The following is a 23959-nucleotide window of genomic DNA, read 5'->3' as shown; positions in this document are numbered from 1 at the left end:
CGCGCCGCGTGGCCGCGTCGGCGCCCACGCGGCCTACGACGTCACGTCACGGAATGCGCTGTCCCAGTCGCGCGCGAACCGGTCGATCGCGAAACGCTCGCACGCGTCGCGCTTCGCCGCCGCGCCCCACTCGCGCGCGAGTTCCGGCTCGCGGATCAGCATCCGCATCGCATCGATCAGCACCGCGGGCCGCGTGTCGGCCACGCCGTTGTGGCCGCTGCGCACGAGCTGCGCCATCTCCGTCGTTGCGAGCGCAACGATCGGCATGCCGATCATCATCGCCTCGATCACCGCGAGCCCGAGGCTCGTGTAGCGGATCGGGTTGAAGAAGAACCGGTAGTGCGCGAGGAACTGCGGCAGCGCCGGGTTCGGCACCTCGCCGATCCCGCCCAGTTCGGTCGAGCCCATCCCGACCAGATCGAGCGGCACGCTGCGACGCACGTCCTCGAACAGGTCCGCGCCGAGCCGCCTGCCGCGCCGCGCGAGGTTGTTCACGACCGTCACGCCCTTCGGCAGCGTGCCGTGATAGTCGACGTCGCCCGGCACCAGCACGCCATGCTCGATCACGCGCATCGGCGTGACGCCGTTGTCCCACATCAGCGCGTTGAACGGCGTCACGTGCACCAGCAACACGTTCGGATCCTGCACCGGATGCAGCGTGTCGGTCGGATGCTCGCGCGGCGGATCGTGTTCGACGAACAGCGTCGGCAGCGCGCGCTGCGCTTCGCTCAGCAAACGCATCCGATCGTGCTCGTAGTGGCTGTGATGCTGGTACAGCACGCAGTCGAATTCGGTGTCGCGCACGCATTCGGCCGGCACCTCGATGACGTTGTCGCCCCACGGCAGGTGGCCGACCCGCCCCGCATAGCCGGGCGGATGCTTGGGCTTCGTCACGAGGTAGAAATCGTGCGGCGCCTGCGACAGGTAGTACAGATAGTTGCCATGCACGTGCCAGGTGAGCACGCGCAACCGCTTACGTGACATGACGTCTCTCCTCCACGAGCAGCTCGCCTGCCCGGTCGATCACGTCGCCGACGCCGATCGCCGTCGCGCACTCGTGTCCGTACGGGCAGGTATCGAACATGCACGGCCGGCAGGCCGGGTAGTTCGCGAGCACGCGATGGCGTTCGGCGTCGAGCGGCGCCCAGCGGGCCGTGTCGCTGCCGCACGCGACGACGATGCTCGGCGTACCGAGCGCCGCCGCGACGTGCGACACGCCCGTGTCGTTGCACAACAGCAGCCGCGCGCGGCCGATCAGCGCGGCCAGCGCGCCGAGCGGCGTGCGGCCGCACAGGTTCACGCACGGCCGCCCGAGCTGCTCGGCGAACGCATTGGCGAGCGCGAGTTCGCCGCGCGTGCCGGTCAGCACGATCTGCCAGCCGTCGTCGGCGAGCTGCCGCGCGGCACTCGCGAAACGTTCGACCGGCCAGCGTCGCGACGCCATGCGCGCGCCCGGATGGACGATCACGTAGCGGCCGGGGTCGAGCGCGTGCTCGTCGCAGAGCACATGCCACAGCGCGTAGTCGAGGCCGCCGAGCGGGAATTCGAGGTAGTCGCCCCAGTCCGGGTAGCCGAGCTTGCGCGTGAGCGACAGATAGCGCGTGACTTCGGGCTCGCTGTCGCGCCACACGACCGAGCAGTCGAGCGCGGTCGTGCCGCCGCCGGGCGGCACGAAGCCGGCCGTGCGCGTCGCGCCGAGCGACGCGACGATCGCGTTGGTCTGCGCGCCGCTGCCGTGCAGCTGGATCGCGAGATCGAAATCGCGCGCGCGGCATTCGGCGATGAACGCCTCGCGCGCGGCCGGGTCGGCATCCGGTTGTTCGCCGAGACCCGGCGCCCCGGGAAACGCGATGAAGTTGTCGATGTAATCCGAGAAGCGCGACGCGAATTCGCGCGCCCACGGCAGTCCGATCAGCGTGATGCGCGCGTCGGGCTCGCCGCGCCGCAACGCGCGCAGCGCGGGGACCGCGCACAGCATGTCGCCGAGTTGCAGCGCGCGAAAGACCGCGATGCGCATCGGGCCGGACGATGAAGCGGAATCGAGCATCATAGGAAGAACACCCGGAAGTGAAGCGCGCCGCGCACGCGCCAGTACAGCGATACCGGCGGAATCGCGATCGACGTGACGATCATCTCGGCGACGTGCGACGGCGTGAGCCGCGTGCCGCGCAGCCGCTTCACGCAGAACGCCGCCGTAATCACGGCCCATGCCGCCGCGCACGCGATGCCCGCGTCGCGCAAGCCGGCCGCGAAGCAGCCGAGCGCGCCGAGCGCGAACAGCACGGCCGCGTAGTAGTTCCACGGCGGCATCGGCCGGATATGGCGCCGGTAGGTCGCGCGATGCTTCTTGTACAACAGCGCATCGAAATACACCTTCGATTGCGCGCCGATGCTCGAGCCCCAGCGCGCGGGCCGCACCGGATGCACGATCCGCGCGGCATCGACTTCGACGATCGGTCCCGCATGCTCGCGCAGCGCGAACATCAGGTCCGCATCCTCGCGCCACGCGCGCGTGAAGCGCTCGTCGAAGCCGCCGACGCGTTCGAGCGCGGTGCGCCGCACGAAGCAGTTCGCGGTCGCGAATTCCGCATGCGCAAGGCCGGCCGCGTCGCGCTCGTAATCGGTCGGGCGCGGCCGCAGCGGCACGTCGATGCGCCCCGCCGCCGCCACGGCCGCCGGCTCGGCGAGCAGCGCGGCCGCGCCATGCTTCAGCCAGGTCGGGTCGGGAATCGTGTCGTCGTCGGTGAATGCGATCAGCGCGCCGCGCGCGCTGCGCCAGCCGACGTTGCGCGCGCCGGCGGGCCCCTGCGTGTCGGGCGCGGTCATGTAGCGGATTGCCGGCACGTCGGCCACGCGCGTGCGACAGCTGTCGACGACGGCCCGCGCGCTGCCGGCCGGATCGTCGTCGACGACGACGATCTCGTACGTCGTCGGATCGAATGCCTGCACGCACAGCGCGTCGAGGCAGCGTTCGAGCAGGTCGGGCCGCCGGTAGGTCGGCACGACGACCGACACCACCGGCGGCAATTGCGTGTCACGCATGTTCATGTCGCGGCTTCTCCAGCAGGAACGAACCGATCACGAGCGCGTCGAGCGGGGACGTCCAGAAGCATTCGATCGCGTCGCGCGGCGAACAGACGATCGGCTCGCCGCGCGTGTTGAACGACGTGTTGACGAGCACCGGTACGCCGGTCAGCGCATCGAACTCGGACAGCAGCGCATGCAGCAGCGGATGCTGGTGCTCGTCGACGGTCTGCACGCGCGCGGTGCCGTCGATGTGGCGCACGGCCGGGATCGTGGTTTCGGTCCCGGGCGCGACGTCGTATACGAACAGCATGAACGGCGCGCGCAGCGGCGTGCGCTTGCCGCCGTTGAACCAGTGGTGCGCCTTGCTTTCGAGCACGACCGGCGCGACGGGCCGGAAGTCCTCGCGATCCTTGATCCGGTTCAGCTTGTGCTGCATCTGCGGATCGGTCGGCGACGCGAGGATCGAACGGGCGCCGAGCGCACGCGGCCCGAACTCCATGCGGCCCTGGAACCAGCCGATCACGCGGTTCGCGGCGAGCAGCGCGGCCGTCTGCGCGGCGACGTCGTCGAGCCGCCGGTACGGCAGCTGCGCTTCCTTCAGGAACGCCTCGATCGTGTCGTCGCTGTACGACGGCCCGAGATACGCATGGTCCATCCGCCAGTCGCCGCGCATCCCGCGCATCCGGAAGTCGGTCCACAGCGCGGCGCCGAGCGCGGTGCCCGCGTCGCCCGCGGCTGGTTGCACCCACACGTCGTCGAACGGGCCGCGATCGCGGATCTTCGCGTTCATCACGCAGTTCAGCGCGACGCCGCCCGCCATCGCGAGCTGCTTCTCGCCGCTTTCGGCCGCGAGCCAGTCGACCGCCTGCAGCGTCGTTTCCTCGAGCACGAGCTGCAGCGCGTGCGCGATGTCGCAGTGATGCGGCTCGATCGGGCCGCCGCGTTCGCGCGCCGGGCCGAACAGCGCGACGAGATCGCCGTCGCTGACTTCGTAGCGGCCTTCGCCGCCGTAGCGCACCAGCTTGCGCATCTCGTCGGCGAACACCGGCTTGCCGTACGACGCGAGCGCCATCACCTTGTACTCGTCGGACGAATGCAGGAAGCCGAGGTAGCTCGTCACGCGCTCGTACAGCAGCCCGAGCGAATGCGGCATGTTGACCTGGCCGAGCCGGCGGTACGACTGCCCGTCGAACACGCCGTAGCTCGTGGTCGCGCGTTCGCCGCGGCCGTCCATCGTCATCACCGCGCAATGCTCGAACGGCGCCGCGAGAAACGCGCTCGCCTCGTGCGCGAGATGGTGCTCGATGAAGTGCCAGCGGAACGGCCCGTCGTACGCGACGCCGCGAAAGCGCCGCTGCAGGTGATGCGGCGCGCCGCCCGCGAGCTGGCGCGGCGCGTTCACGATCGACGACAGGAACAGCGGATGCCACGGCGACGCGCCGTCGGCGCGCGGCGCGTGCGCGGACGGCGCCATCGGCAGCGTCAGCTCGGCCGCATCGCCGTGACGATCGAGCTCGAGCCACGGGTCGTACGAATACGCGACGTGGTCGACGTCCGCGAGCACGATGCCGGCTTCCGCGAGACAGTAGTCGATCGCGTGAAACGGCAGCTCCCACGTCGAGAACGGCACCGGCCGCTTCGCATGCTTCACGTGCGTGAAGCGTTCGTCTTCCGCCGCTGCGACCACGACGCCGTCGCGCACGAGACAGGCGGCGCTGTCGTGAAACGCGGCGTTGATGCCCAGCGTATAAATCGGTTCGGCCATGCGTCAGCTCCTGGTGGTGACGTGCGCGAAGGGAATCACGTTCGACGCGTTCACCGCGGCCGGCTCGCCGCCAGCGGTGGCGGCCCGCGCGGCCGCGCGCTGCGCATGGCGTTCGCTGCCGCGCAGCAGCGCGTGCGTCGCCGCGACGACGTCGTCGACACCCACGCCGAGCAGGCACGGATGGCCCGGCTGGTTGCAGACGCTGCGATAGCAGTTGCGGCACGGCACGTCGACGTTCAACGCGCGATGCGGCACACGCCACGGCGTGTGCTGCGGGTTGGTCAGTGCGTACAGGTCGACGACCGGCGTGCCGAGCGCGGCCGCGAGATGCACGGGGCCGCTGTTGTTCGACAGCAGCAGGTCGGCCGTCTCGATCAGCGCGCCCAGTTCGCCGAGCGGCAGCGCGCCGGCGAGCGGCACCGCGCGCGGCCCGGCGCGTTCGCACACCGCTTCGACGAGCGCGCGCTCGCCGGCGCTGCCGGTCACGGCGATTCCGTCGAACAGCGGCGCGAGCCGCGCGGCCGCATCGCCGAAGCGTTCGGCCGGCCAGCGTCGCGACGCCGCGCTCGCGCCCGGATGCACGACCAGCCAGCGCCCGTGCGCAGGCCCCGGCCGGCGCGCGCCGCCGATGCGCTGCAACGCGCCGCGCAAGCGTGCATGCAGCGCGCGCCGCGCGGTAGCGCCGGGCTCGAATGCCATGCGCCAGTCGGACGTCTTCGCGCCGACCGTGCGCACCAGCGCGAGCTGGCGCGCGACCTCGTGGCGCACGTGCGAATCCGGCTCGGTTTCCGGCACGCGGTCGGTCAGCAGTTCGTACGGATTCTCGCGGCAATGCGCGAGCCGCAGCGGAATGCCCGCGAGCCAGCACATCATCGCGGCCGGCAGCGGACTCTGGCTGTACACGGTGAAGATCACGGCCGCGTCGAAGCGGCCGGCGAGCAGCTGGTCGATCATGTCGAGATCCGCGACCGGATCGCCGCGCGCATCGGGATGCTTGACCCACGGCGCATCGTAGGTCCACACGTCGTCGACCATCGGCAGGTGGTTCGCGAGCGCGGCGCCGGTGCGCGACGTGAGCAGCGTGAGCCGGCGGCCCTGGCCGCTCTCCTTCAGCGCGCGCATCGCGGGCGTCGTCATCAGCACGTCGCCGAGGCTGTCGAGCCGCACGCACAGGATGCGGCGCGCACGCTCCCACGCGGCGCTCATCGCCGCCCCCACAAACCATGGCGGCGGGCGGCCTCGCGCGCGACGATGTCGGCGGCCGCATCGAGGCGGTGGACCACGTGATGCGGCGTGCGCGCCGCATCGAGCCGCCATTCCGTCTCGTTGCCGCAGTCGACGAGAATCGTGCTGCAGCGCGCGCGGCGCCCGGCCTCGACGTCATCGAGAATGTCGCCGATCATCCAGCTCCATTCGGCAACGGCGCCCAATGCGTTGAGCGCGCGGCGCACCATCCCGGGGCGCGGCTTGCGGCACACGCAGTCGCACGTATAGCGCGGCACGCTGCCCGCCGGGTGATGCGGGCAGTAAAAAAAATCCGCCAGCGCCGCGCCGTTTGCTTCGAACAGTTCGGCCAGACGCTGGCGGACCGCGCCAAGCATGGGTTCGGTAAAGTAGCCGAGCGCGACGCCCGGCTGGTTCGACACGACCGCGATCGGCATGCCGGTCGCGCCGAGCGTGCGCAACGCGCGCGCGGCGCCGGGCGCGAGCCGGATCTGCTCGGGGTCGACGTTGTACGGCACGTTCTCGAGCAGCGTGCCGTCCTTGTCGAGCAGCACCGCGCCGGGCAGCCGTCGTTCGCGTCTCAGGGCCATGACGTCTCCTTCATCGGCAGCACCATCACCTCCGGCACGACGGTGCCGGGCGGCTGCGTCAGCACGAAACGCACGGCGGCCGCGACGTGTTCGGGCGGCTGCAGCGTGTCCTCGTCGATGTCGGGGAAGCGGTCGAGCAGGAACGGCGTGCGCATCCCGCCGGCGACGATCGCCGACACGCTCACGCCGGCCGGCCGCAGTTCCGCGTGCAGCGCGTGCGACAGGCCGAGCAACCCCCACTTCGTCGCGTGATACGCGGATGCATTCGGCCATGCGCGCTTGGCGGCGGTCGACGCGATGTTCACGATGTGTCCGCTGCCGCGCGCCTTCATCATCGGCACGGCGGCATGGCACATCAGGTACGGGCCGAACAGGTTGGTCATCATCACCTGCTGCCACGCGGCGACGCTGACGTCGTCGATCGGCGCGGTCACGTCGATCGCCGCGTTGTTGACGATGATGTCGAGATCGCCGAGCGCCTCGCGCGCATCGTGCACGACCTGCAGCACCGACGCCTCGTCGCGCACGTCGAGCGGCCGGCCGACCGCCTGGCCGCCGTGCCGTTCGAGCCGCTGCGCGACGGCCGCCGCACGATCGCCGTCGAGATCGGCGACGATCACGTGCGCGCCGTGTTGCGCCAGTTCCTCGCAGATGGCCTCGCCGAGGCCGCGGCCGCCGCCCGTGACGAGTGCGGTACGGCCGGCGAGCGGCGGTCGGGCGGGATCGTGAGTCGCGTTCACATGCACCTCCTGTTAGCGTCCGAAGAATCGTGGCGATGACACTTGTCGTGACAAGCGTCCTACAGGGGTACAGCGAAAAGCATGCCACTCGGCGGAAGCCCGCGCCGCAGCGCGCGCCGGCGCGCGCCCGCTGGCTTTTTTATAACCGGCTGTAAAAACGTGCCCGCGCGCCCGCGCTCAGATCGCGAGGCCGTCCGGCGTCGCCTGCGCGCGGTGCTTCGCGAGCGCGCGCAGGCAGTGCGCGATGCAGCCCGCGAACGCCTCGTCGAACCACGGCTGCGCGCCCGATACGCCGACCACGATCCCGTGCTGCGCGACGGCGCCCCACAGGTTCGTGTCGCCCGCGCGCAGCCGGTACGGCTCCAGCGCCTGCACGACATGGCCGTCGCGGCCGGTCTCCCACGACAGCCGCGCCTTCGCGCGCGCGTACGCGCGATAGTCGGCGTCCCAGTCCTTCGGGTCGGGCAGCGAGAACTCGTACAGGATCGCGTCCTCGAACGCCGCATCGCGCGGCCCGAGCGCGGGATCCATGATCACGATGTGCAGGCAGCCGCTGTCGCCGACGAAGTCGCTCTGCAACGCGGCCGACAACGTCGGCAGCAGCAGCTCGACGGCCGCGACCGCGGCCTGGCGGTCGGCGAACGCGCTACCGCCGCGACGCTCGGTCAGGGCTTCGGTGGTCGTCGGGTTCAGAAGGTTCGGCATGGATCTCTCCGGAAGAAAAAGCGAGCGCGCGCAGCGCCGCGATCAGGTCGGCCGCTACCGCGGGCTTGGTCAGGTAGGCATGGAAACCCGCTTCGACCGCGCGCGTGCGGTCGCGGTCGCGCGCGTGGCCGGACAGCGCGAGCGCCTCGAGCGGCGCGCGGCCCTCGCGCGCACGCGCGGCGTCGAGCTGGCGCACGCGGCTCATCACCGCATAGCCGTCGTCCTCGTTGTCGCCGAGATCGATGTCGCACACGAGCAGCGCCGGCCAGTCGACGCGCCGCGTGCGCCACAACTCGTCGAGCAGTGCCTGGCCGGACGCGAACGCCTGGACCTCGGCGCCGGCGACCTGCAGCAGCGCGGTAAGCGCTTCACGCGCTTCGTCGTGATCGTCGACACATGCGATGCGTAGCCCGCCGAGCGGCTGCGCCCCGGCGGACGCGGTGGCGCCGGCAGCGGACGCCGGTACGCCGGGGCCCGGCAGTTGCGCCGATGCCGGCGCCACCGCGCACATCGGTAGCGACAGGTGCAACGTCACGCCGGCGTCATCGCGTTCGCGCAGGATGTAGCCGCCCGCTTCCTCGATCGCGCGCTGCAGCAGTTCGAGATCGACCAGCGACAGTTCCGGCGCCTCGACACCCGCACACGTGATCGTGATCCGCGCGTCGGGATCGTGGCGAGCGGTGCGCACCTCGACCTGCCCGCCGCCGCTCACGTCGATCCCGCCGCTGCACAGCTCCCAGATGAAACGCCGCAGCGCGGCCGGATCGGCCTTGACGACGAGATCCTCGTCCGACAGCTGGCGGAACACCGGCACGCCGCGCTGCGCGGCGGCGTCCGCGAGCGAATCGAGCACCTGCGCAACGAGCGGGTTGATCCGCACCGGCTGCCGCGCGAACTTCGCTTCGGTGCGCTCCAGTTCGCGCTGCTTGGCCTGCAACGACCACATCTGCGCATACACGCCGTCGTTCGCGAGCAGCTCGTCGTGCGTGCCCTGCTCGACGAGGCGGCCGTGCTCCATCACGAGGATCCGGTCCGCGTCGACGATGGTCGACAGCCGGTGCGCGATGATGAGGCTCGTGCGGTGCTGCGCGACGCGCATCAGTTCCTGCTGGATCGCGCGCTCGGAGCGCGTGTCGAGCGCCGACGTCGCCTCGTCGAACACGACGATCGGCGGGGCCTTCAGCAGCGCACGCGCGATCGCGACGCGCTGCCGCTCGCCGCCGGACAGCCGCACGCCGCGCTCGCCGACGCGCGTGTCGTACGCGTCGGGCAGCCGTTCGATGAACGCGTCGAGCTGCGCGCCGCGCGCGGCCGCGACCACGTCGGCGCGCGTCGCGTCGCGCCTGCCGTACGCGATGTTGTACGCCAGCGTGTCGTTGAACAGGATCGTGTCCTGCGGCACGATGCCGAGCGCGTCGCGCAGGCTGCGCTCGGTCACGAGGCGAAGATCCTGCCCGTCGATCCGGATCGTGCCCGCATCGGGCTGGTACAGGCGGAACAAGAGCCGCGCGAGCGTCGACTTTCCCGAACCGCTGCCGCCGACCACCGCGACCGACTGCCCGGGCTCGATGCGAAACGACACGTCCCACAGGATCTGCCGGCTCGGCTCGTAGCCGAAGTCGACATGCTCGAACTCGATCGCGCCGCCGCGCACCGCGAGCGGGTGTGCGCCCGGCGCGTCGCCGTCCTCGCCCGGCTTGCCGCGCGCATCGAGCAGCCCGAACAGGCGCTCGATGTTCGTCATCGCGTCGTTCGCCTCGCGAAACACGAAGCCGAGCGCGTTCAGCGGCAGGCTGATCTGGATGATGTACGCGTTGATCAGCACGAGATCGCCGACCGTCATCGTGCCGCGCGCGACATGCTGGCCGGCGAGCAGCATCACCGCCGCGATCCCCGCGCCGATGCACGCGCTCTGCCCGATGTGCAGCGCCGACAGCGCGTACTGGTTGTCGACGCCGGCGTCGCGCCATTCGTCGAGCACGCGCTCGAGCCGGTCGCGCTCGACGTCCTCGCGCGCGAAGTACTTCACCGTGTCGACGTTGAGCAGGCTGTCGACCACGCGCGAATTCGATTCGGCCTCGAGCGCGTTCACGCGGCGCTGATAACGCATGCGCCGGCGCGTGAAGACCACCGTGTATGCCGCATAGACGGCGAACGTGATCAGGATGATCGCGGTGAACCCGCCGCCGTACTTGCTGATCACGATCACCAGCACGGAGCCGATCTCGAGCGCGGTCGGCACCACCGTGAACACCGCGACGCCGAGCAGGTAGCCGATCCCGGCCGTGCCTTTCTCGAGATCGCGCACGACCGCGCCGGTCTCGCGCTGCGAGTGGAAGCGCGCACCGAGCCGGTGCAGGTGGCCGAACGTGCGGACGGTAAACGTGGCGACCGTGTGCTGCGTGACCTGCACGAAGGTCATGTCGCGCACTTCGTTCAGCGCATTCGCCGCGAAGCGCACGACCGCATACGCGAACAGCAGCAGCACCGGCAGCGCGATCGGCTGGCCGGCCGCGCGGCCGAGCCCGTCGACGATCTCCTTCAGCAGCAGCGGCACCGAGACGGCCGCGGCTTTCGCCATGATCAGCAGCACGATCGCCGCGAGCACGCGCGCGCGGTAATGCCAGATCGCGCGCCACAACTCGCCCGCGATGCGCAGGCGCAGGCCGCGCTTCGGATCGTCGAAGGATGCGGTGCGGGCGCCGCCGGCGGGGCGGCGGGCGCGATCGCCGCGTGAATCTCGATCGTCGCGGTCTTCGCGCTCGCCGCGCGTCGGGTCGTCAGTGCCGGTCGTCATGCGCGCGATGGCTGATTCCTGGGTGGTCGGGTCGTCCCGCGCATTGGCCGTCAATGGCGCGATTCGCGGCCGGAGCCGCTTTCGTTCGCAGTGCCGCTTGCGGATGCAGCGCCGGTGCCCGTGCCGGTGCCGCCTCCGGCGCCGCTGCCGGGTTCCGGATCGCGCGCGGGCGGCTGCGTCGGTGTGACGGTGCGTTGCGACGGATGGAGCACCATGCCGGTGTCGTGCTCGCCGTCGCGGCGCACGCGTACGCGGTTCTCGACGTCGCGCACGCACATGCAGCTGTCGGCGATGTCCTCGATGTCGTGCTTCATCCAGCGCGACGGCACCGTGCCGTCGAGTTCTACGCGGCCGTCGCGCACCTGCACGGTGACGTCGCTCACGTCGATTTCGAGCGCATGCGCAAGCCGCTCGCAAACGTCCTCGCGGATCCGCTCGTCCGAGCGCGTATAGCCTTTCGGGCCGCGCGGCTGATGCATTGCCTCGCGCCGCGGATCGCCGCCGAAACGCGACAGGTCGGGCGCGTCGGCGCGGCGCGGATCGTAGTCGCGTTCGCCGCCGTACCAGCCCATCCGGTGATGGCCGCGCAAACCCGGCCGGTCGCCGCCGTAGCGGCCTTCCTCGCCGTAGCGCCCTTCGCCGCCGTAACGGCCTTCGCCGCCGTAGCGCGCTTCACCGCCATACCGACCTTCGCCGCTTGCGCGCGCCAGGTCCGCGCTGCCGCGATTGCCATAGCCGCGCTCGGCTTCCCACGCGGCGTCGCGTGCACCGGTCGGCGCATCGCGCCACTCGGGCGCGCCGCGCAGGCGCTGCTCGGCCGCCGAGCGCGCCGAGCGCTCGCTCCATTCGCTGCCCCAATCTTCCGGGCCGACGTCTTCGCTCGCGAAGCGCCGATAGGCGGACTCGTAATCAGCGTCATGCCGCTCGGATTCGCCGCCCCGGAAGTCGCGCTCGCCGGCGTCGCGGTATCCGCGTGCGCCGCGTTCCTGCCAGTCCGGCGGGCCGCCACGTTCGCCCTGCCGTCCGGGATATCGTCGTTGCATCGTCGTGTCCCTCCTTGATCGCGCCTGTGCCGCGTACGGCCCCATGTCGCGACGCGGTGTGCGTTCGTCGAATCATTGCAAATCGCGTGCCGCGTTCGCAGCCGGTACAGCCGCGCGCAAACCGGCACGGCGCCGTGAGCCGACGCGTCGAATGCGCGGTTCCGCACACTTCCCGTCGACGCGGCGGCCGGGATATCAAGCACGGGCACGACAGGAGCACGCGCGGGGCCTGCGCAGCCGAACCTCGTCCCTATCTGCAACGCGATTGCAGTTTTTGCCCTGCCGGCCCGGTATCGGGCGCCTAGGCACCACCCGCGCCCGGTTCCTCCGGTGCATCCGGGTCTTCCGTGCTGCCCGGCTCGCTCAGCCGCTCGGTGCGGTCGGGCTCGATGTCGGCCCCTTCCTCCAGCCCCGCATCGCCGTCCGCGGATGCGCGTTCGCCGGTGCCCGCGCGGTCCGTATCGCTGTCGAGCGACGCGTCGCCGCGCTCCAGCGCGTGTTCGTCGAGCGGCGAATCGACGTCGAACGGATGACGCCGGGCGCCCGCCGTGTCGCTGCCGCTGTCGGACGAGTCGCTGGGCCCCAGCGCGCGGCCGTCGCGGCCGCGCCGCGCGTTGTCGTCGTCCGGGCCGGCCGGTTCGTTGTCGGGGTTCAGGGTGCTGTTCATGTCGATGTCCTCGTGTAGCGCCGGGTCGCCGCCGCGACGGGCATGCCGCCCGGTAGGCCGCGGCCTGCGGACAGGCCTGCGATGCAATCGGCGTGCCACGTCGTCGCCGCGCAGCCGGCGTGAACGGGCATTCCGGCACGACGGCCGGCGAGGCACGCGCAATGCGCACCCATTGATCAGGTGAATTGAGTTCCCGTATCCTTTCGAGGGAGTCAATCCGGTTCGAATTGCCGCCGCCGGCCCGGCTGGCGGGCGGCGGAGCGGCTCCCGTCCGCTCCCCTTCGACTTGCCGCCGATGACAAAAGACGACGCCATTACCGATCCGCACCCGCCGCTCGGCCCAGCCGATGCGCGCGACCTGCTGCACCGCTTCGCCGAATTCCGCTTCGAGACGGTCGTCGGCGCGATCACCGACTATGCGGTATTCATGCTCGACCCGCACGGCAACATCGCGACGTGGAACCGCGGCGCCGAGCGCATCAAGGGTTACAGCGCCGCCGAAATCGTCGGCCATCACTTTTCGCGTTTCTATCCGCCCGACGCGATCGCCGCCGGCCGCCCCGCGTTCGGGCTCCAGGAGGCCGTCGCGCACGGTCACTTCGAGGACGAAGGCTGGCGCGTGCGCAAGGACGGCACGCTGTTCTGGGCGAGCGTGACGATCACGGCCGTGCGCGACGCGACGGGCCAACTGGCCGGCTTCATCAAGATCACGCGCGACATGACGGAGCGCAAGCGGCTCGCGGAGCTCGAAGCGTCGACGCACCGGCTCAGCGTGTTCCTCGCGATGCTCGCGCATGAACTGCGCAATCATCTCGCGCCGCTGCGCCACTCGGTCGGGGTGCTGCAAAGCCTGCCCGATCCGGCGCCGGCGCTCGCGCAGTGCCGCGACGCCGTGCATCGCCAGGTCGGGCAGCTGACGCGCCTCGTCGACGATCTGCTCGACGTCGGCCGGATCACGGCCGGCAAGATCCAGCTCGATAACGCGCCGGTGACCGTGCGCGACCTCGTGTGCCGCGGCGTCGAGAGTATCCAGCCGAAGCTGGCCGCGCGCGAACAGCACATCCGCGTCGACCTGCCGGCCGACCCGGTCGTCGTGCGCGGCGATGCGACGCGGCTCGTCCAGGTGCTGCACAACCTGCTCGACAACGCATCGAAATTCTCGCCGCGCGGCGCGCGCATCGACGTCGGCGCGAGCGTCGAGGATTCCATCGTGTCGATTCGCGTGAGCGATCAGGGCGTCGGGATCGCCTCCGGGTCGCTCGAAACGATCTTCGACCTGTTCGAGCAGGGAAGCGCGCCGGGACGGCGCCCGTCCGACGGCTTCGGGCTCGGCCTCGCGATCTGCCGGTCGTTCGTCGAACTGCACGGCGGAATGATCTCCGCGGAAAGCGACGGCCCCGGCCTGGGCTCGACGTTTACCGTGCGGCTGCCGGTCGATCACACCCCGCACGTCGACGCGCCCGCACCGCGCAAGCCCGAACAGCCGGCGTTCGCACCGCTGCGCGTCGTCGTCGTGGACGACAACCGCGATTCGGCCGACACGCTCGCCGTGCTGCTGCAGGTGAAGGGACACGCGGCGCGCGTCGCCTACGATGCCGACGAAGCGCTCGCGGTCGCACGCGACACCGTTCCGCACCTGATGCTGATCGACCTGTCGATGCCCGACATCGACGGCTTCGCGCTGCTGCACGAATTGCGCTCGATCGACACGCTCGCCGGAATGACGTGCGCCGCGCTATCGGGTCATGCACGCCCGTCCGATCGCGCGCGCACCGCGAGCGCGGGCTTCGACGATCACCTCGTGAAGCCCGTCGAGATGGCGGTACTCGACGCGCTGTTGCAGCGCGTCGCCCGCAAGGTCCACGGCGCGCGGTAGACGCGCGCCACCGCTCATTCGGCCATCGCCCGGCACATCGCCGCACACGCGTCGCAGGCGAGCGCGCAGCGCCGGCAATGATCGTGCGCATGCAGCAGGCACTCGGCCGCGCACCGGTCGCAAGCATACGCGCACAGCGCACAGATCTGCGGCGCGAGCACGCTGCGGCGAGCCATCGCGCCCGACGCGAAGCGGCACAGCTGCGCGCACTCGATGTCGAGCGCGATGCACTCGGTCAGTTTTTGCGCATCGGGTTCCGCGAGACATCCGGCCGTGCACGCATCGCACGCATGTGCGCATGCGTCGCACGCGGCCATGCAGTTGTCGTAGCGTTCGTTCATCTGGTTCATCGCGTTGCTCCTCATCGGGTTCGCATCGTCACGGCGTCAGCTTCACCTTCATCCAGCCGGGCTCGCGCACGTCGAACGCGCGATACGCGTCGATCGCGTTGGTCAGCGGCTCGCAGCGCGTGAGCACCGACGCCGGATCGAACGCGCCGCTGCGCACCAGTTCGAGCAGATGCGGCGTGATGGTCCGGTGATTGCAGTTGCCCATCTTGATCGTCAGGTTGCGGTTCATCGCCTCGCCGATCGGGAATACGCGCGCCTGCGGCGGATACACGCCGATCACCGCGACCGTGCCGGCCTTCGCGACCGCGCGCACCGCCCATTGCAGCACCTGCGACGGTCCGTCGCCCGGCACCCAGTTGCGGCCATCGGGCTTGCGGCGCGGCGCCACGGCGTCGACCTCCGCATCGAATGCGCGCGCGGCGTCCTGATCGGCCGCGGCCGGCCCGTGCGTCGCACGCATCGCATCGACGCCTACCGCATCGATCACCCGATCGACGCCGATCCCGCCGGTGAGCCGCAGTACCGTGTCGACCGGGTCTTCCTCGGAGAAATCGACGGTCTCGGCGCCTTGCGCGCACGCCATCTCGAGCCGCGATGCGATGCGGTCGATCGCGATCACGCGCCCTGCGCCCATCAGCTTCGCGCTCGCGATCGCGAACTGGCCGACCGGCCCGGCGCCGAACACGGCGACCGTGTCGCCCTGCTTCACTTCCGCGAGCTGCGCGCCGAAATAGCCGGTCGGAAAGATGTCGGACATCAGGATCGCGCGGTCGTCGTCGATCGCGTCGGGCAGCCGGATCAGGCTCGCGTTCGCCAGTGGCGTGCGCGCGTATTCCGCCTGCAGCCCGTCGAACGGGCCGGTGTCCGCCGGGCCGCCGTAGAACGCGGTGCCCGCGCGCGGGCCGCCGGGGTTCGCGACGTCGCATTGCGCGGTGTAGCCGGCGCGACAGTACACGCAGCTGCCGCACGCGATCGTCGACGGGATCAGCACGCGATCGCCGCGCTTGAGGTTGCGCACGTCGCGCCCGACCGTCTCGACGATGCCGACGCCCTCGTGCCCGAGGATCGTGCCCGGCTTCATCCCGCCGAGCGTGCCGCGCACCATGTGCAGGTCGGTGCCGCAGATCGCGCTGGCCGTCAGGCGCACGACCGCATCGGTCGGTTGCGCGACTTCCGGGTCGGGTGCCGTATCGATGCGAATGTCGCCGATGCCGTGAAATACCACTGCTTTCATGTCAGGCCCTCCTTGTCGAAAGCGGAAACGGTGCGAATGACCGTCGCGCTGTTCGAGCAATGCGCGCGCCCGTCGGCGCGGCGCACGCTGGACTTGCGGGCGATAATTCTGTAAGCTTCGCGCCGCAGCCGTGCGCTGCGCTCTTTTCTTCTTCCGCCGAATTCCCCCGAGCTTCCTATGTAGCGCCTCGCGAACCGCCCATCGTCATCCAGCCTGACCGACAGGGGGTTCGCGTACCCGCTGTGCGTGCCCGCGCGTTCTCGTGCGCCGGCCGCGCATCGCCTTTCCGTTTCCGAAGCCGCTCGCGCCGTCGCGCCCGTATTTCATCGGGCCGCAGTTCGCCGTACTTCGCCGCACTTCGCCGTGCGGCACGCACGCTTCGCCCCGGATCGCGCCCCCTCGACGCTCGCCTGTTTCGTCCTTCATTCATTTGCTTTCGCCATGCAGACTCGTTCCCTTCGCGACGAATGGTTCTCCAACGTCCGCGCCGACATCCTCGCCGGCACCGTCGTCGCGCTCGCGCTGATTCCCGAAGCGCTCGCGTTCTCGATCATCGCGGGCGTCGACCCGCGCGTCGGCCTCTATGCAGCCTTCAGCATCGCCGTCGTGTCGGCGATCGCCGGCGGCCGGCCCGGGATGATTTCCGCGGCCACCGGCGCGGTCGCGCTCGTGATCGCGTCGCTCGTCAAACAGCACGGCGTCGAATACGTGCTCGCGACCGGCATTCTCGCGGGGCTGCTGCAGATCGCGGCCGGCCTGCTCAGGCTCGGCGCGCTGATGCGTTTCGTGTCGCGCTCGGTGATCACCGGCTTCGTCAACGCGCTCGCGATCCTGATCTTTCTCGCGCAGCTGCCGCAGCTGCACGACGTGCCGCACTACGTGTACCTGATGGTCGCCGGCGGCCTCGCGATCATCTACCTGCTGCCGCGCGTGACGCGCGCGGTGCCGTCGCCGCTCGTATGCATCGTCGTGCTCACCGCGATCTCGCTGGCGCTGCACCTGCAGGTGCCGACCGTCGGCGACATGGGCGCGTTCCCGGACCGGCTGCCGTCGTTCGGGCTGCCGCAGGTGCCGCTCACGCTCGATACGCTGCGCATCATCTTCCCGTACGCGGCGGGCGTCGCGGTGGTCGGCCTGCTCGAGTCGCTGATGACGGCCGCGATCGTCGACGACTTCACCGACACGCCGAGCAACAAGAACCGCGAATGCCGCGGCCAGGGGATCGCGAACATCGCGGCCGGCCTGCTCGGCGGGATGCCGGGCTGCGCGATGATCGGCCAGACGGTGATCAACCTGAAGTCGGGCGGCCGCGGGCGGCTGTCGACGTTCGTCGCCGGCGCGTTCCTGCTGGTGCTGGTGGTGTTCCTCGGCCCGTGGGTGCGGCAGATTCCGATGGCCGCACTCGTCGCCGTGATGATCATGGTGTCGATCAGCACGTTCAGCTGGCGCTCGCTCGCGAACCTGCGCACGCATCCGAAGCGCTCGTCGTTCGTGATGGTCGCGACCGTCGCGGTCGTCGTCGCGACCGGCAATCTCGCGATCGGTGTCGGCGTCGGCGTGCTGCTGAGCGCGTTGTTCTTCGCATCGAAGGTGCAGCGCGTGCTGCGCGTCGAATCGACGTTCGACGATACGCGCGGCGAACGCCATTACGTGGTGCGCGGACAGGTGTTCTTCGCGTCGTCGGAAGCGTTCGTCGCGGCGTTCGATTTCAAGGAGCGCGTGCAGCGCGTGCGGCTCGACCTGTCGCACGCGCACTTCTGGGACATCACCTCGATCGATGCGCTCGACCGCATCGTGCACAAGTTCCGCCGCAACGGGATCGACGTCGAGGTCAGCGGGCTCAATCGCGCGAGCGCGACGATGATCGAACGGTATGCGACGCACGACAAGGCCGGCGCGCAGCCGGGCGCGGCCGCGCACTGACTGCGCGATCCGGTCGATGCTGCTACGATCGATGCAGCGCTGCCGGCGGCACGCGCGGCGGTGCGGCGGTGCGGCCGTGGCCGCATGGTCGAATGTGCCGCCGCCTGATCGTTCACCTGCAACGGAGGGCCCTGACCGATGCAAGCAAGCGATACGTACCTGGATCACGAGATCCGCGTCGAAGCGACCCGCAATGCGAACGGCGCATGGGTCGCGCACGTGCGGATCTTCCGCGATGGCGAGCCGGTGGACCTGCCGGCGCCGGAACTCGTCACGCCCGAATGGCTCACCTGCGACGAAGCGCTGCGCGGCGGCATCGACCAGGGCCGCGTGATGATCCGCACGCGCGATCGCTAGCGGCGTTCCGGTGTCGCGCGAGAATCCGCGCGCCATCGCGCGCCGCACCGTGCACGGCTGCGCAATGAAGCCCGCGCTCACGCGTGCGGCGCACGCTGCTGCTCGAGCGCCTCTTCCGCGCGCAGGCAGTCGAGATCGCGGCCGACCGTCGCGACCGCCAGCCGCACATTGCCGCGCCAGTACGTGACGGACGCTTGATGTGCACGCAGGTCGCCGTCGACTTCCACGCGATCCCAGTGCTCCGCATGTCCGACATAACGCACCGTCAGGTCGTAGTGCTGGGTCCAGAAAAACGGCACCGCGTCGAACGGCCGCTGCTGTCCGAGCATGTTGTGCGCGGCGGTGATGCCCTGCCGCTCCGCGACGACCCAGTGTTCGACGCGAATGCGTTCTCCCGTCAATGGATCCGGCCAGCGCGCGATGTCGCCGGCCGCGTATACGTCGGGTGCACTCGTCTGCAGGAAACGGTCGACCGTCACGCCGCGATCGATCGCGAGACCGGCCTCCTCGGCGAGCGCGACGTTTGGATGCACGCCGATGCCGACCACCACCGCGTCGGCCGGCAGCACGTCGCCGTTCGACAGCGTCACATGGTCCTGCGTGATTTGCGTGAGCGTCGCGCCGAGGTGGAACGTCACGCCGTGCGACTCGTGCAGCGCGCGAATCGTGTCGCCGAGCGCGTCGCCGAGCACGCGCGCCATCGGATGCGCATCGGGCGCGACGACCGTCACGTCAAGCCCGCGCGTGCGCAATGCGGCGGCCGCTTCGAGCCCGATGAAGCTCGCGCCGACCACGACACAGCGCTGCGCCGTCTTCAGCCTGGCGATCAGCGCATCGCAATCGGCGCGCGAACGCAGCACGCGCACGTGCGGCAGATCGGCGCCCGGCACGGTCAGCCGGTTCGGCTCGGCGCCGGTCGCGAGCAGCAGCTTGCCGTAGCCGACCTGGCTGCCGTCCGCGAGTTCGACCGCATGCTGCGCGGGATCGAGCCGCGCGACGCGCGTGCCGCAGCGCACGTCGATGCGCCCGTCGGTATAGAACGACTCGCCGCGCAGCGGCAGCCAGTCGGCTTCGGCCGTGCCGGCCAGATAGTCCTTCGACAGGTTCGGCCGGTCGTACGGCGGCTCGCTGTCCGCGCTCAGCAGCGTGATCGCATGCGGATAGCCTTCCTGCCGCAGCGTCACGGCGGCCGCGATCGCGGCCGCACCGCCGCCGACGATCACCACCGATTCGGGCCACCCGGCCGCTTTCGACACCGGCGGCGCTGCCGCGGGCCGCGCATCGAGCACGACCGCCCGGCCGTCGCGGCGTTCGACGCGCCAGCACGTCAGACCGTCGAGCGCCGGCGCGCGCAACAGCTCGCCGGTGCGCAGGCAGAACGTCGCGTGATGCCACGGACAGCGAATCGTGTCGCCGACCAGCAGCCCGTCGGCGAGCCGCGCACCGTAGTGCGGGCATTGCGCGCCGACGGCGAACAGTTCGTCGGCGCGGCGCACCAGCAGCACCGTGGCGTCGCCGACCTGGCCCTCGATCATCGCGCCGTCGGCGATGTCGTCGAGCGCGATGCCTTGCGCGAGATCGGGACGTGAGGACGAGTGGCGGGTTGCGGACATGGCGTGGCTCCCGAGCTGAGGTGACGATCCCATTATCGACGTCGTGCCCGAAAAGAACAGGTGCGGACGCCCCCGCAGTGCACGCAAACACGGACTGTCGCAGGGACGCGAACCGTGACCGGCGCAGCGCCGCATCGACGTTGCGGCGCAACACGGGCGACTGCGCGTGCGCGGGTGTCTCGCGTCGCAAGCAAGCCGCGTGCCCCGAGCGGCGTTCGTTTCGTCACCGGAAACGCCGCGGCGGCCGCACGCCTGCCGCTCACGAGCAAGTCCGCTATCGCGCCGCACGCCACTGCACATGATGCACAGCCTCCGCCGTCAATTCATGCAGCCCGTCGCGAGCTTGCCGACCGTGACGATCGCGCGCTCGATCTCCGGCGACCACGGGCTGCTGTAGTTCAGCCGGATAAAGTTGCGATAGGTATCGGCGATCGAGAACATGTAGCCGGGCCCGATCGTGATCCCCTGCTCCAGCGCGAGCTGGTACAGCCGCATCGCGTCGACCTGCGCCGGCAACTCGACCCACAGCACGTAGCCGCCCGCCGGACTCGAGATGCGCGTGCCCTCCGGAAAGAACCGCGACACCATTGCGCGCGTCAGGTTCGCCTGCTGCGCATATGCCTTGCGAATCCGCCGCAGGTGATGCTCGTAGCCGTCGCGTTCCAGAAACTCGGCGATTGCGAGCTGCGGCAGCGACGGCGTCGCGAGCGTGTTCAGGAACTTCAGTTTCTCGACCTGTTCGCGATAGCGGCCCGGCAACGCCCAGCCGATCCGGTAGGCCGCCGTCAGGCTCTTCGAGAACGACGCGCAGTGCAGCACGATGCCGTTGCGGTCATAGGCCTTCAGCGCGCTCGGATGCGCATTGCCGAAATACAGTTCGTTGTACACGCCGTTTTCGATGATCGGCATGTCTGCTTTGGTTGCAAACTCAACCAGGTCGCGCTTGCGCTCGTCCGGCATCTGGAATCCGAGCGGATTCTGGAAGTTCGGCATCGCCATGCACGCGGCGATCGGCTGCGACTTCGCGATTGCCGCGAGCGCCGCGATGTCGATTCCGTACTCCGGATGCGTGGCCACCTCGATCGCCTTCATCCCCATCCGCTCGATCGCATGCAGCATTGCATAGAACGTCGGCGACTCCACCGCGATCGTGTCGCCCGGCTTCGCGACCGCCTGCAGGCAAAGATTGATCGCCTCGGTCGCGCCGACCGTCACGATGATCTCGTTCGGGTCGACCGACATGCCGTTTTCCAGGTAGCGTCGCGCGATCTGGCGAATCAGGCGCGGATGGCCCGGCGGCAATCCGTCCGTCACGCCCCACAGCGACTTGTCGCGGCCGGCTGCGTACGCATAGCGGTTCAGCTTCTCGAACGGGAACAGGCTCGGGTCCGGATACGGCGAGCCGAGCGGCACCGCGTCGTCGGTCCCGATCGAGCGCAGCGTCGACAGCACGAGCCGGCTCATGTCGACCGACGACGAGATCGCGATCGGCTTCGACGGCCGCAGCTCGCGCACCGGCGCGTGGTTGTCGTCGCGCCGCAGGTTCACGAAGTAGCCCGATTGCGGACGGCTCTCCAGCAGCCCGCGGCTTTCGAGCAGCAGGTACGCATGCAGCACGGTCGTGATGCTGATCCGGTGCTGCTGGCTCGCCTGCCGCACCGACGGAATCCGGTCGCCATGACGGTAGACGCCCTGCCGGATCAGGCGCTCGATGTCGTCCGCGAGTTTTTCATAGAGCTTCATCGCGTGCTCCCCGCCGGCCGAAGCATGCGCACCGCCGCTCCGGGTGCGTCCGATGCGCGCATGTTCCGCCCGCCGACCGGGCTGTCGTGACGCCTGATTGCTCCCTCCGGTTTTGCCTTTTCCATCGCAGTGGCTCGCTCTTGAAGATGCGCCGGAAGGCCCGTGACGTCTGGGCCTGCGGCACTGTGCACTTTACGATCGCATCTTAAGAGCAGAACAGTTGGCGAGGAGTACACACATCGGATATGCGTACAAGAGTACAGTTCGACGCGAATTCGAGACGTGCGGCGAACTGTACGTCTTAGGAATGGGTGCGGTGGCCGATGGAAGCTCGGACCGCGCGATTAACGCATGAGGGTCGGCCCGCTGGGGCTGCGGGCGGCCGGTGCGCGGGCTGCCACGAAAATGGCGTTGGAACGACATGGCATTCCGCCCGCGCGACTCGCGCGCTCCGGATTCAGCGCGGCAGACGCGCGATCGCTTTCCTCCGCCGCGTCGAACGTGCAGGCTATCGCGCTGCGTCAGGCCCGCATGGATCGCTGTGCGCAAATGCTGTTCCTTGGAAAACGGCGCTCCGGCTGTTTGATCGAGGCCCGTGTAAGAGCTGAATGCCCGCCCTGCCGGATACGAGCGCGAGCGACGGATCGGTCACCACCGCCGGTGCGCACCGTGGCGTGGCCCGCGTTACGACGAACCATTCTGCCGCGGCGAATCAACGAGATCGCCAAAGAAGAAACCGCCGTGAACGGCGAACGTCAGATCGAACCGAACAGCGCGCGCGGCCGGTCCTTCAACGTGCCGGCGAGAATCCGCAGCCCGTTCACCAGTTCGTCGCGCGTCGCCGGACACGCGAGGTTGATGCGCACGCCGTGCTCGAGTTCGGCGCGATCGACGGCGAACGTCGACGACGGCATCACGATCACGCCGCGCGCCTTCGCGTTCGCGGCGAAGTCGTCGGCGCGCCACGGCGGCGGCAGCCGCAGCCACACGAACATGCACGCGGGATCGGCTTTCAGCTGGCCGGCCGGCAGCAACTCCCGCGCAAGATCGACGCGCGCACGGATTTCCGCCAGCTGCGCGCCCATGATCCGTTCGGCGGTCCCGTTCTCGATCCACACCGTCGCGATCAGCATCGACGTCGGCGCGGGCATCCACGCGGTGGTGCGCACGGCTTCCGCGCACAGCGCGACGCTGTCGCGCGGGCAGCTCAGATAGCCGAGGCGCAGCCCGGGCGCGAGGATCTTCGACGTCGCGCCGATATGGAACGTCAGCTCGGGACACAACCCGGCGATCGCCGGCAGACGGTCGCGCACGAGCGGCCCGTACACGTCGTCCTCGATGATGGTCACGTGATGGCGGCGCGCGATATCGACGAGCGCCATGCGGCGCGCGAGGCTCATCGTCGTCACTGTCGGGTTCTGCAGGTTCGGCACGACGAAGATCGCCTTGACGGGCATGCGCTGGCAGATCCGTTCGATCTCGTCGGGCAGCAGGCCGTCGTCGTCGGCCGCCGCGCTGACGATCTCGAACTGGAACACCGGCGCGAGCGCCTTCAGCCCGTAATACGTGAGCCGGTCGGCGACGATCACGCCGTCGGTGCCGATCAGGCTGTTCAGCACCGCATAAAGCCCGTGCTGCGCGCCGCTCGTGACGACCACCTGGTCGGGCGACGGCGTGAAGCCGGGCGCGGCCAGCCACAGGGCGCCGGCCGCGCGCGCCCAGTCGGGGCCCTGCGGCGGCTGGTATTCCTGCAGCGACGCGAACCGCGGATCGGCCGGCAGGGCGCCGAACGTCTGCGCGAGACTCGCGAGAAACTCGCCGGTCGCCGGCCGGTTCACCGTCAGGTCGATCACGCCGTTGCCGGCCGCGAGCGACGCACGGACCGGCTCGATGCTCGGCATCGCCCCGCCGGTGACGAGCGACCCGCGCCGCTTGCTGCCGATCACGAGGCCGCGCAACTGCAGTTCCTTGTACGCACGCGACACGGTCGACACGTTGATGCCGAGTTCGGTCGCGAGCTGGCGCTGCGGCGGCAGGCGGCTGCCCGGCGGATACATGCCGTTGCGGATTTCCGCCTCGATCGAGCTCGATACCTCGACATAGGTCGGCCGCTTCGCCTGCGCTGGCGCACCGCTCTCGCGCTCGCCGGAAAGTTTGTCTGCTGCCATGTATCGCCTGTGCCCACACAAAAAGCGTTTGTCTGCCGGTTTGACTCGTCCAGCGATTGTATATGACATCCCACTCCGATCAAACCTCCGCCGAAAAGTCTATGGAATCAGCCGGTTGGAATCGGGTAAACGCTAGC

At 69.9% G+C, this 23959-nt stretch carries 19 protein-coding genes; 3 read left to right on the top strand and 16 right to left on the bottom strand.

Annotated features, from left to right (window positions below; all coding sequences use genetic code 11):
• Positions 1 to 33: 33 nt before the first annotated feature.
• The 11 genes from Q3A80_RS24795 to Q3A80_RS24745 all read right to left on the bottom strand — a co-directional run bounded on the left by Q3A80_RS24795 (position 34) and on the right by Q3A80_RS24745 (position 12558).
• Positions 34 to 984 (bottom strand): glycosyltransferase, encoded by a 951-nt coding sequence (locus Q3A80_RS24795; protein ID WP_446331508.1) that lies wholly within the window; start codon positions 982 to 984, stop codon positions 34 to 36.
• A complete protein-coding gene (locus Q3A80_RS24790) occupies positions 974 to 2050 on the bottom strand; it encodes a glycosyltransferase family 9 protein (protein WP_446331507.1) in 1077 nt (358 codons plus the stop codon). Before Q3A80_RS24790 ends, Q3A80_RS24795 begins: the two co-directional genes overlap by 11 nt.
• Positions 2047 to 3048, bottom strand: a complete 1002-nt coding sequence (locus Q3A80_RS24785) for a glycosyltransferase family 2 protein (protein WP_446331506.1) — start codon at positions 3046 to 3048, stop codon at positions 2047 to 2049. Before Q3A80_RS24785 ends, Q3A80_RS24790 begins: the two co-directional genes overlap by 4 nt.
• Complete coding sequence (locus Q3A80_RS24780; RefSeq protein WP_446331505.1) at positions 3035 to 4792, bottom strand: carbamoyltransferase family protein; 1758 nt, start codon at positions 4790 to 4792, stop codon at positions 3035 to 3037. Before Q3A80_RS24780 ends, Q3A80_RS24785 begins: the two co-directional genes overlap by 14 nt.
• A 3-nt stretch (positions 4793 to 4795) precedes the next feature.
• Complete coding sequence (locus Q3A80_RS24775) at positions 4796 to 5998, bottom strand: glycosyltransferase family 9 protein (RefSeq protein WP_446331504.1); 1203 nt, start codon at positions 5996 to 5998, stop codon at positions 4796 to 4798.
• Positions 5995 to 6606, bottom strand: coding sequence for a D-glycero-alpha-D-manno-heptose-1,7-bisphosphate 7-phosphatase (locus tag Q3A80_RS24770; RefSeq protein WP_446331503.1), 612 nt, complete (start codon positions 6604 to 6606; stop codon positions 5995 to 5997). Before Q3A80_RS24770 ends, Q3A80_RS24775 begins: the two co-directional genes overlap by 4 nt.
• The gene (locus tag Q3A80_RS24765; protein ID WP_446331502.1) at positions 6597 to 7346 is read right to left on the bottom strand and encodes an SDR family oxidoreductase; all 750 of its coding nucleotides are present in this window, start codon (positions 7344 to 7346) and stop codon (positions 6597 to 6599) included. Before Q3A80_RS24765 ends, Q3A80_RS24770 begins: the two co-directional genes overlap by 10 nt.
• A gap of 177 nt (positions 7347 to 7523) precedes the next feature.
• Positions 7524 to 8051, bottom strand: a complete 528-nt coding sequence (locus tag Q3A80_RS24760) for a hypothetical protein (protein WP_446331501.1) — start codon at positions 8049 to 8051, stop codon at positions 7524 to 7526.
• On the bottom strand, positions 7993 to 10848 hold the full coding sequence (locus tag Q3A80_RS24755) for an ABC transporter transmembrane domain-containing protein (RefSeq protein ID WP_446331500.1): 2856 nt from the start codon (positions 10846 to 10848) through the stop codon (positions 7993 to 7995). Before Q3A80_RS24755 ends, Q3A80_RS24760 begins: the two co-directional genes overlap by 59 nt.
• Before the next feature lie 50 nt (positions 10849 to 10898).
• Positions 10899 to 11891 (bottom strand): BON domain-containing protein, encoded by a 993-nt coding sequence (locus tag Q3A80_RS24750; RefSeq protein WP_446331499.1) that lies wholly within the window; start codon positions 11889 to 11891, stop codon positions 10899 to 10901.
• Positions 11892 to 12192: 301 nt separating this feature from the next.
• Positions 12193 to 12558: a chemotaxis protein gene (locus Q3A80_RS24745; protein WP_446331498.1), complete on the bottom strand. Its 366-nt coding sequence runs from the start codon at positions 12556 to 12558 to the stop codon at positions 12193 to 12195.
• A gap of 295 nt (positions 12559 to 12853) precedes the next feature.
• Here Q3A80_RS24745 and Q3A80_RS24740 point away from each other — a divergent pair, with 295 nt between their 5' ends.
• The gene (locus tag Q3A80_RS24740; protein WP_446331497.1) at positions 12854 to 14434 is read left to right on the top strand and encodes a PAS domain-containing hybrid sensor histidine kinase/response regulator; all 1581 of its coding nucleotides are present in this window, start codon (positions 12854 to 12856) and stop codon (positions 14432 to 14434) included.
• A 14-nt stretch (positions 14435 to 14448) separates the two neighbouring features.
• Here the strand turns inward: Q3A80_RS24740 and Q3A80_RS24735 are convergent, their stop codons facing one another.
• A complete protein-coding gene (locus Q3A80_RS24735) occupies positions 14449 to 14775 on the bottom strand; it encodes a four-helix bundle copper-binding protein (RefSeq protein ID WP_446331551.1) in 327 nt (108 codons plus the stop codon).
• Positions 14776 to 14812: 37 nt separating this feature from the next.
• Complete coding sequence (locus Q3A80_RS24730) at positions 14813 to 16018, bottom strand: zinc-dependent alcohol dehydrogenase (protein WP_446331496.1); 1206 nt, start codon at positions 16016 to 16018, stop codon at positions 14813 to 14815.
• Between the two features lie 441 nt (positions 16019 to 16459).
• On the opposite strand from Q3A80_RS24730, the gene Q3A80_RS24725 reads away from it, so the two are divergent.
• Both Q3A80_RS24725 and Q3A80_RS24720 read left to right on the top strand, forming a co-directional pair.
• Positions 16460 to 17941 (top strand): SulP family inorganic anion transporter, encoded by a 1482-nt coding sequence (locus Q3A80_RS24725; RefSeq protein ID WP_446331495.1) that lies wholly within the window; start codon positions 16460 to 16462, stop codon positions 17939 to 17941.
• A gap of 138 nt (positions 17942 to 18079) precedes the next feature.
• Entirely contained in the window at positions 18080 to 18298 is a 219-nt protein-coding gene (locus tag Q3A80_RS24720; protein WP_446331494.1) for a DUF6566 family protein, read from the top strand.
• 77 nt (positions 18299 to 18375) lie between these two features.
• Here the strand turns inward: Q3A80_RS24720 and Q3A80_RS24715 are convergent, their stop codons facing one another.
• The 3 genes from Q3A80_RS24715 to Q3A80_RS24705 form a co-directional block, all read right to left on the bottom strand.
• On the bottom strand, positions 18376 to 19911 hold the full coding sequence (locus tag Q3A80_RS24715) for an FAD-dependent oxidoreductase (protein ID WP_446331493.1): 1536 nt from the start codon (positions 19909 to 19911) through the stop codon (positions 18376 to 18378).
• Between the two features lie 318 nt (positions 19912 to 20229).
• The gene (locus Q3A80_RS24710) at positions 20230 to 21654 is read right to left on the bottom strand and encodes an aminotransferase-like domain-containing protein (protein ID WP_446331492.1); all 1425 of its coding nucleotides are present in this window, start codon (positions 21652 to 21654) and stop codon (positions 20230 to 20232) included.
• 755 nt (positions 21655 to 22409) lie between these two features.
• On the bottom strand, positions 22410 to 23822 hold the full coding sequence (locus Q3A80_RS24705) for an aminotransferase-like domain-containing protein (RefSeq protein WP_446331491.1): 1413 nt from the start codon (positions 23820 to 23822) through the stop codon (positions 22410 to 22412).
• Positions 23823 to 23959: the final 137 nt, after the last annotated feature.

The organism is Burkholderia sp. SR8, assembly GCF_052851275.1.
Note: the sequence above shows the minus strand (reverse complement) of the source record. Positions and strands in the feature narration are given on the sequence as shown.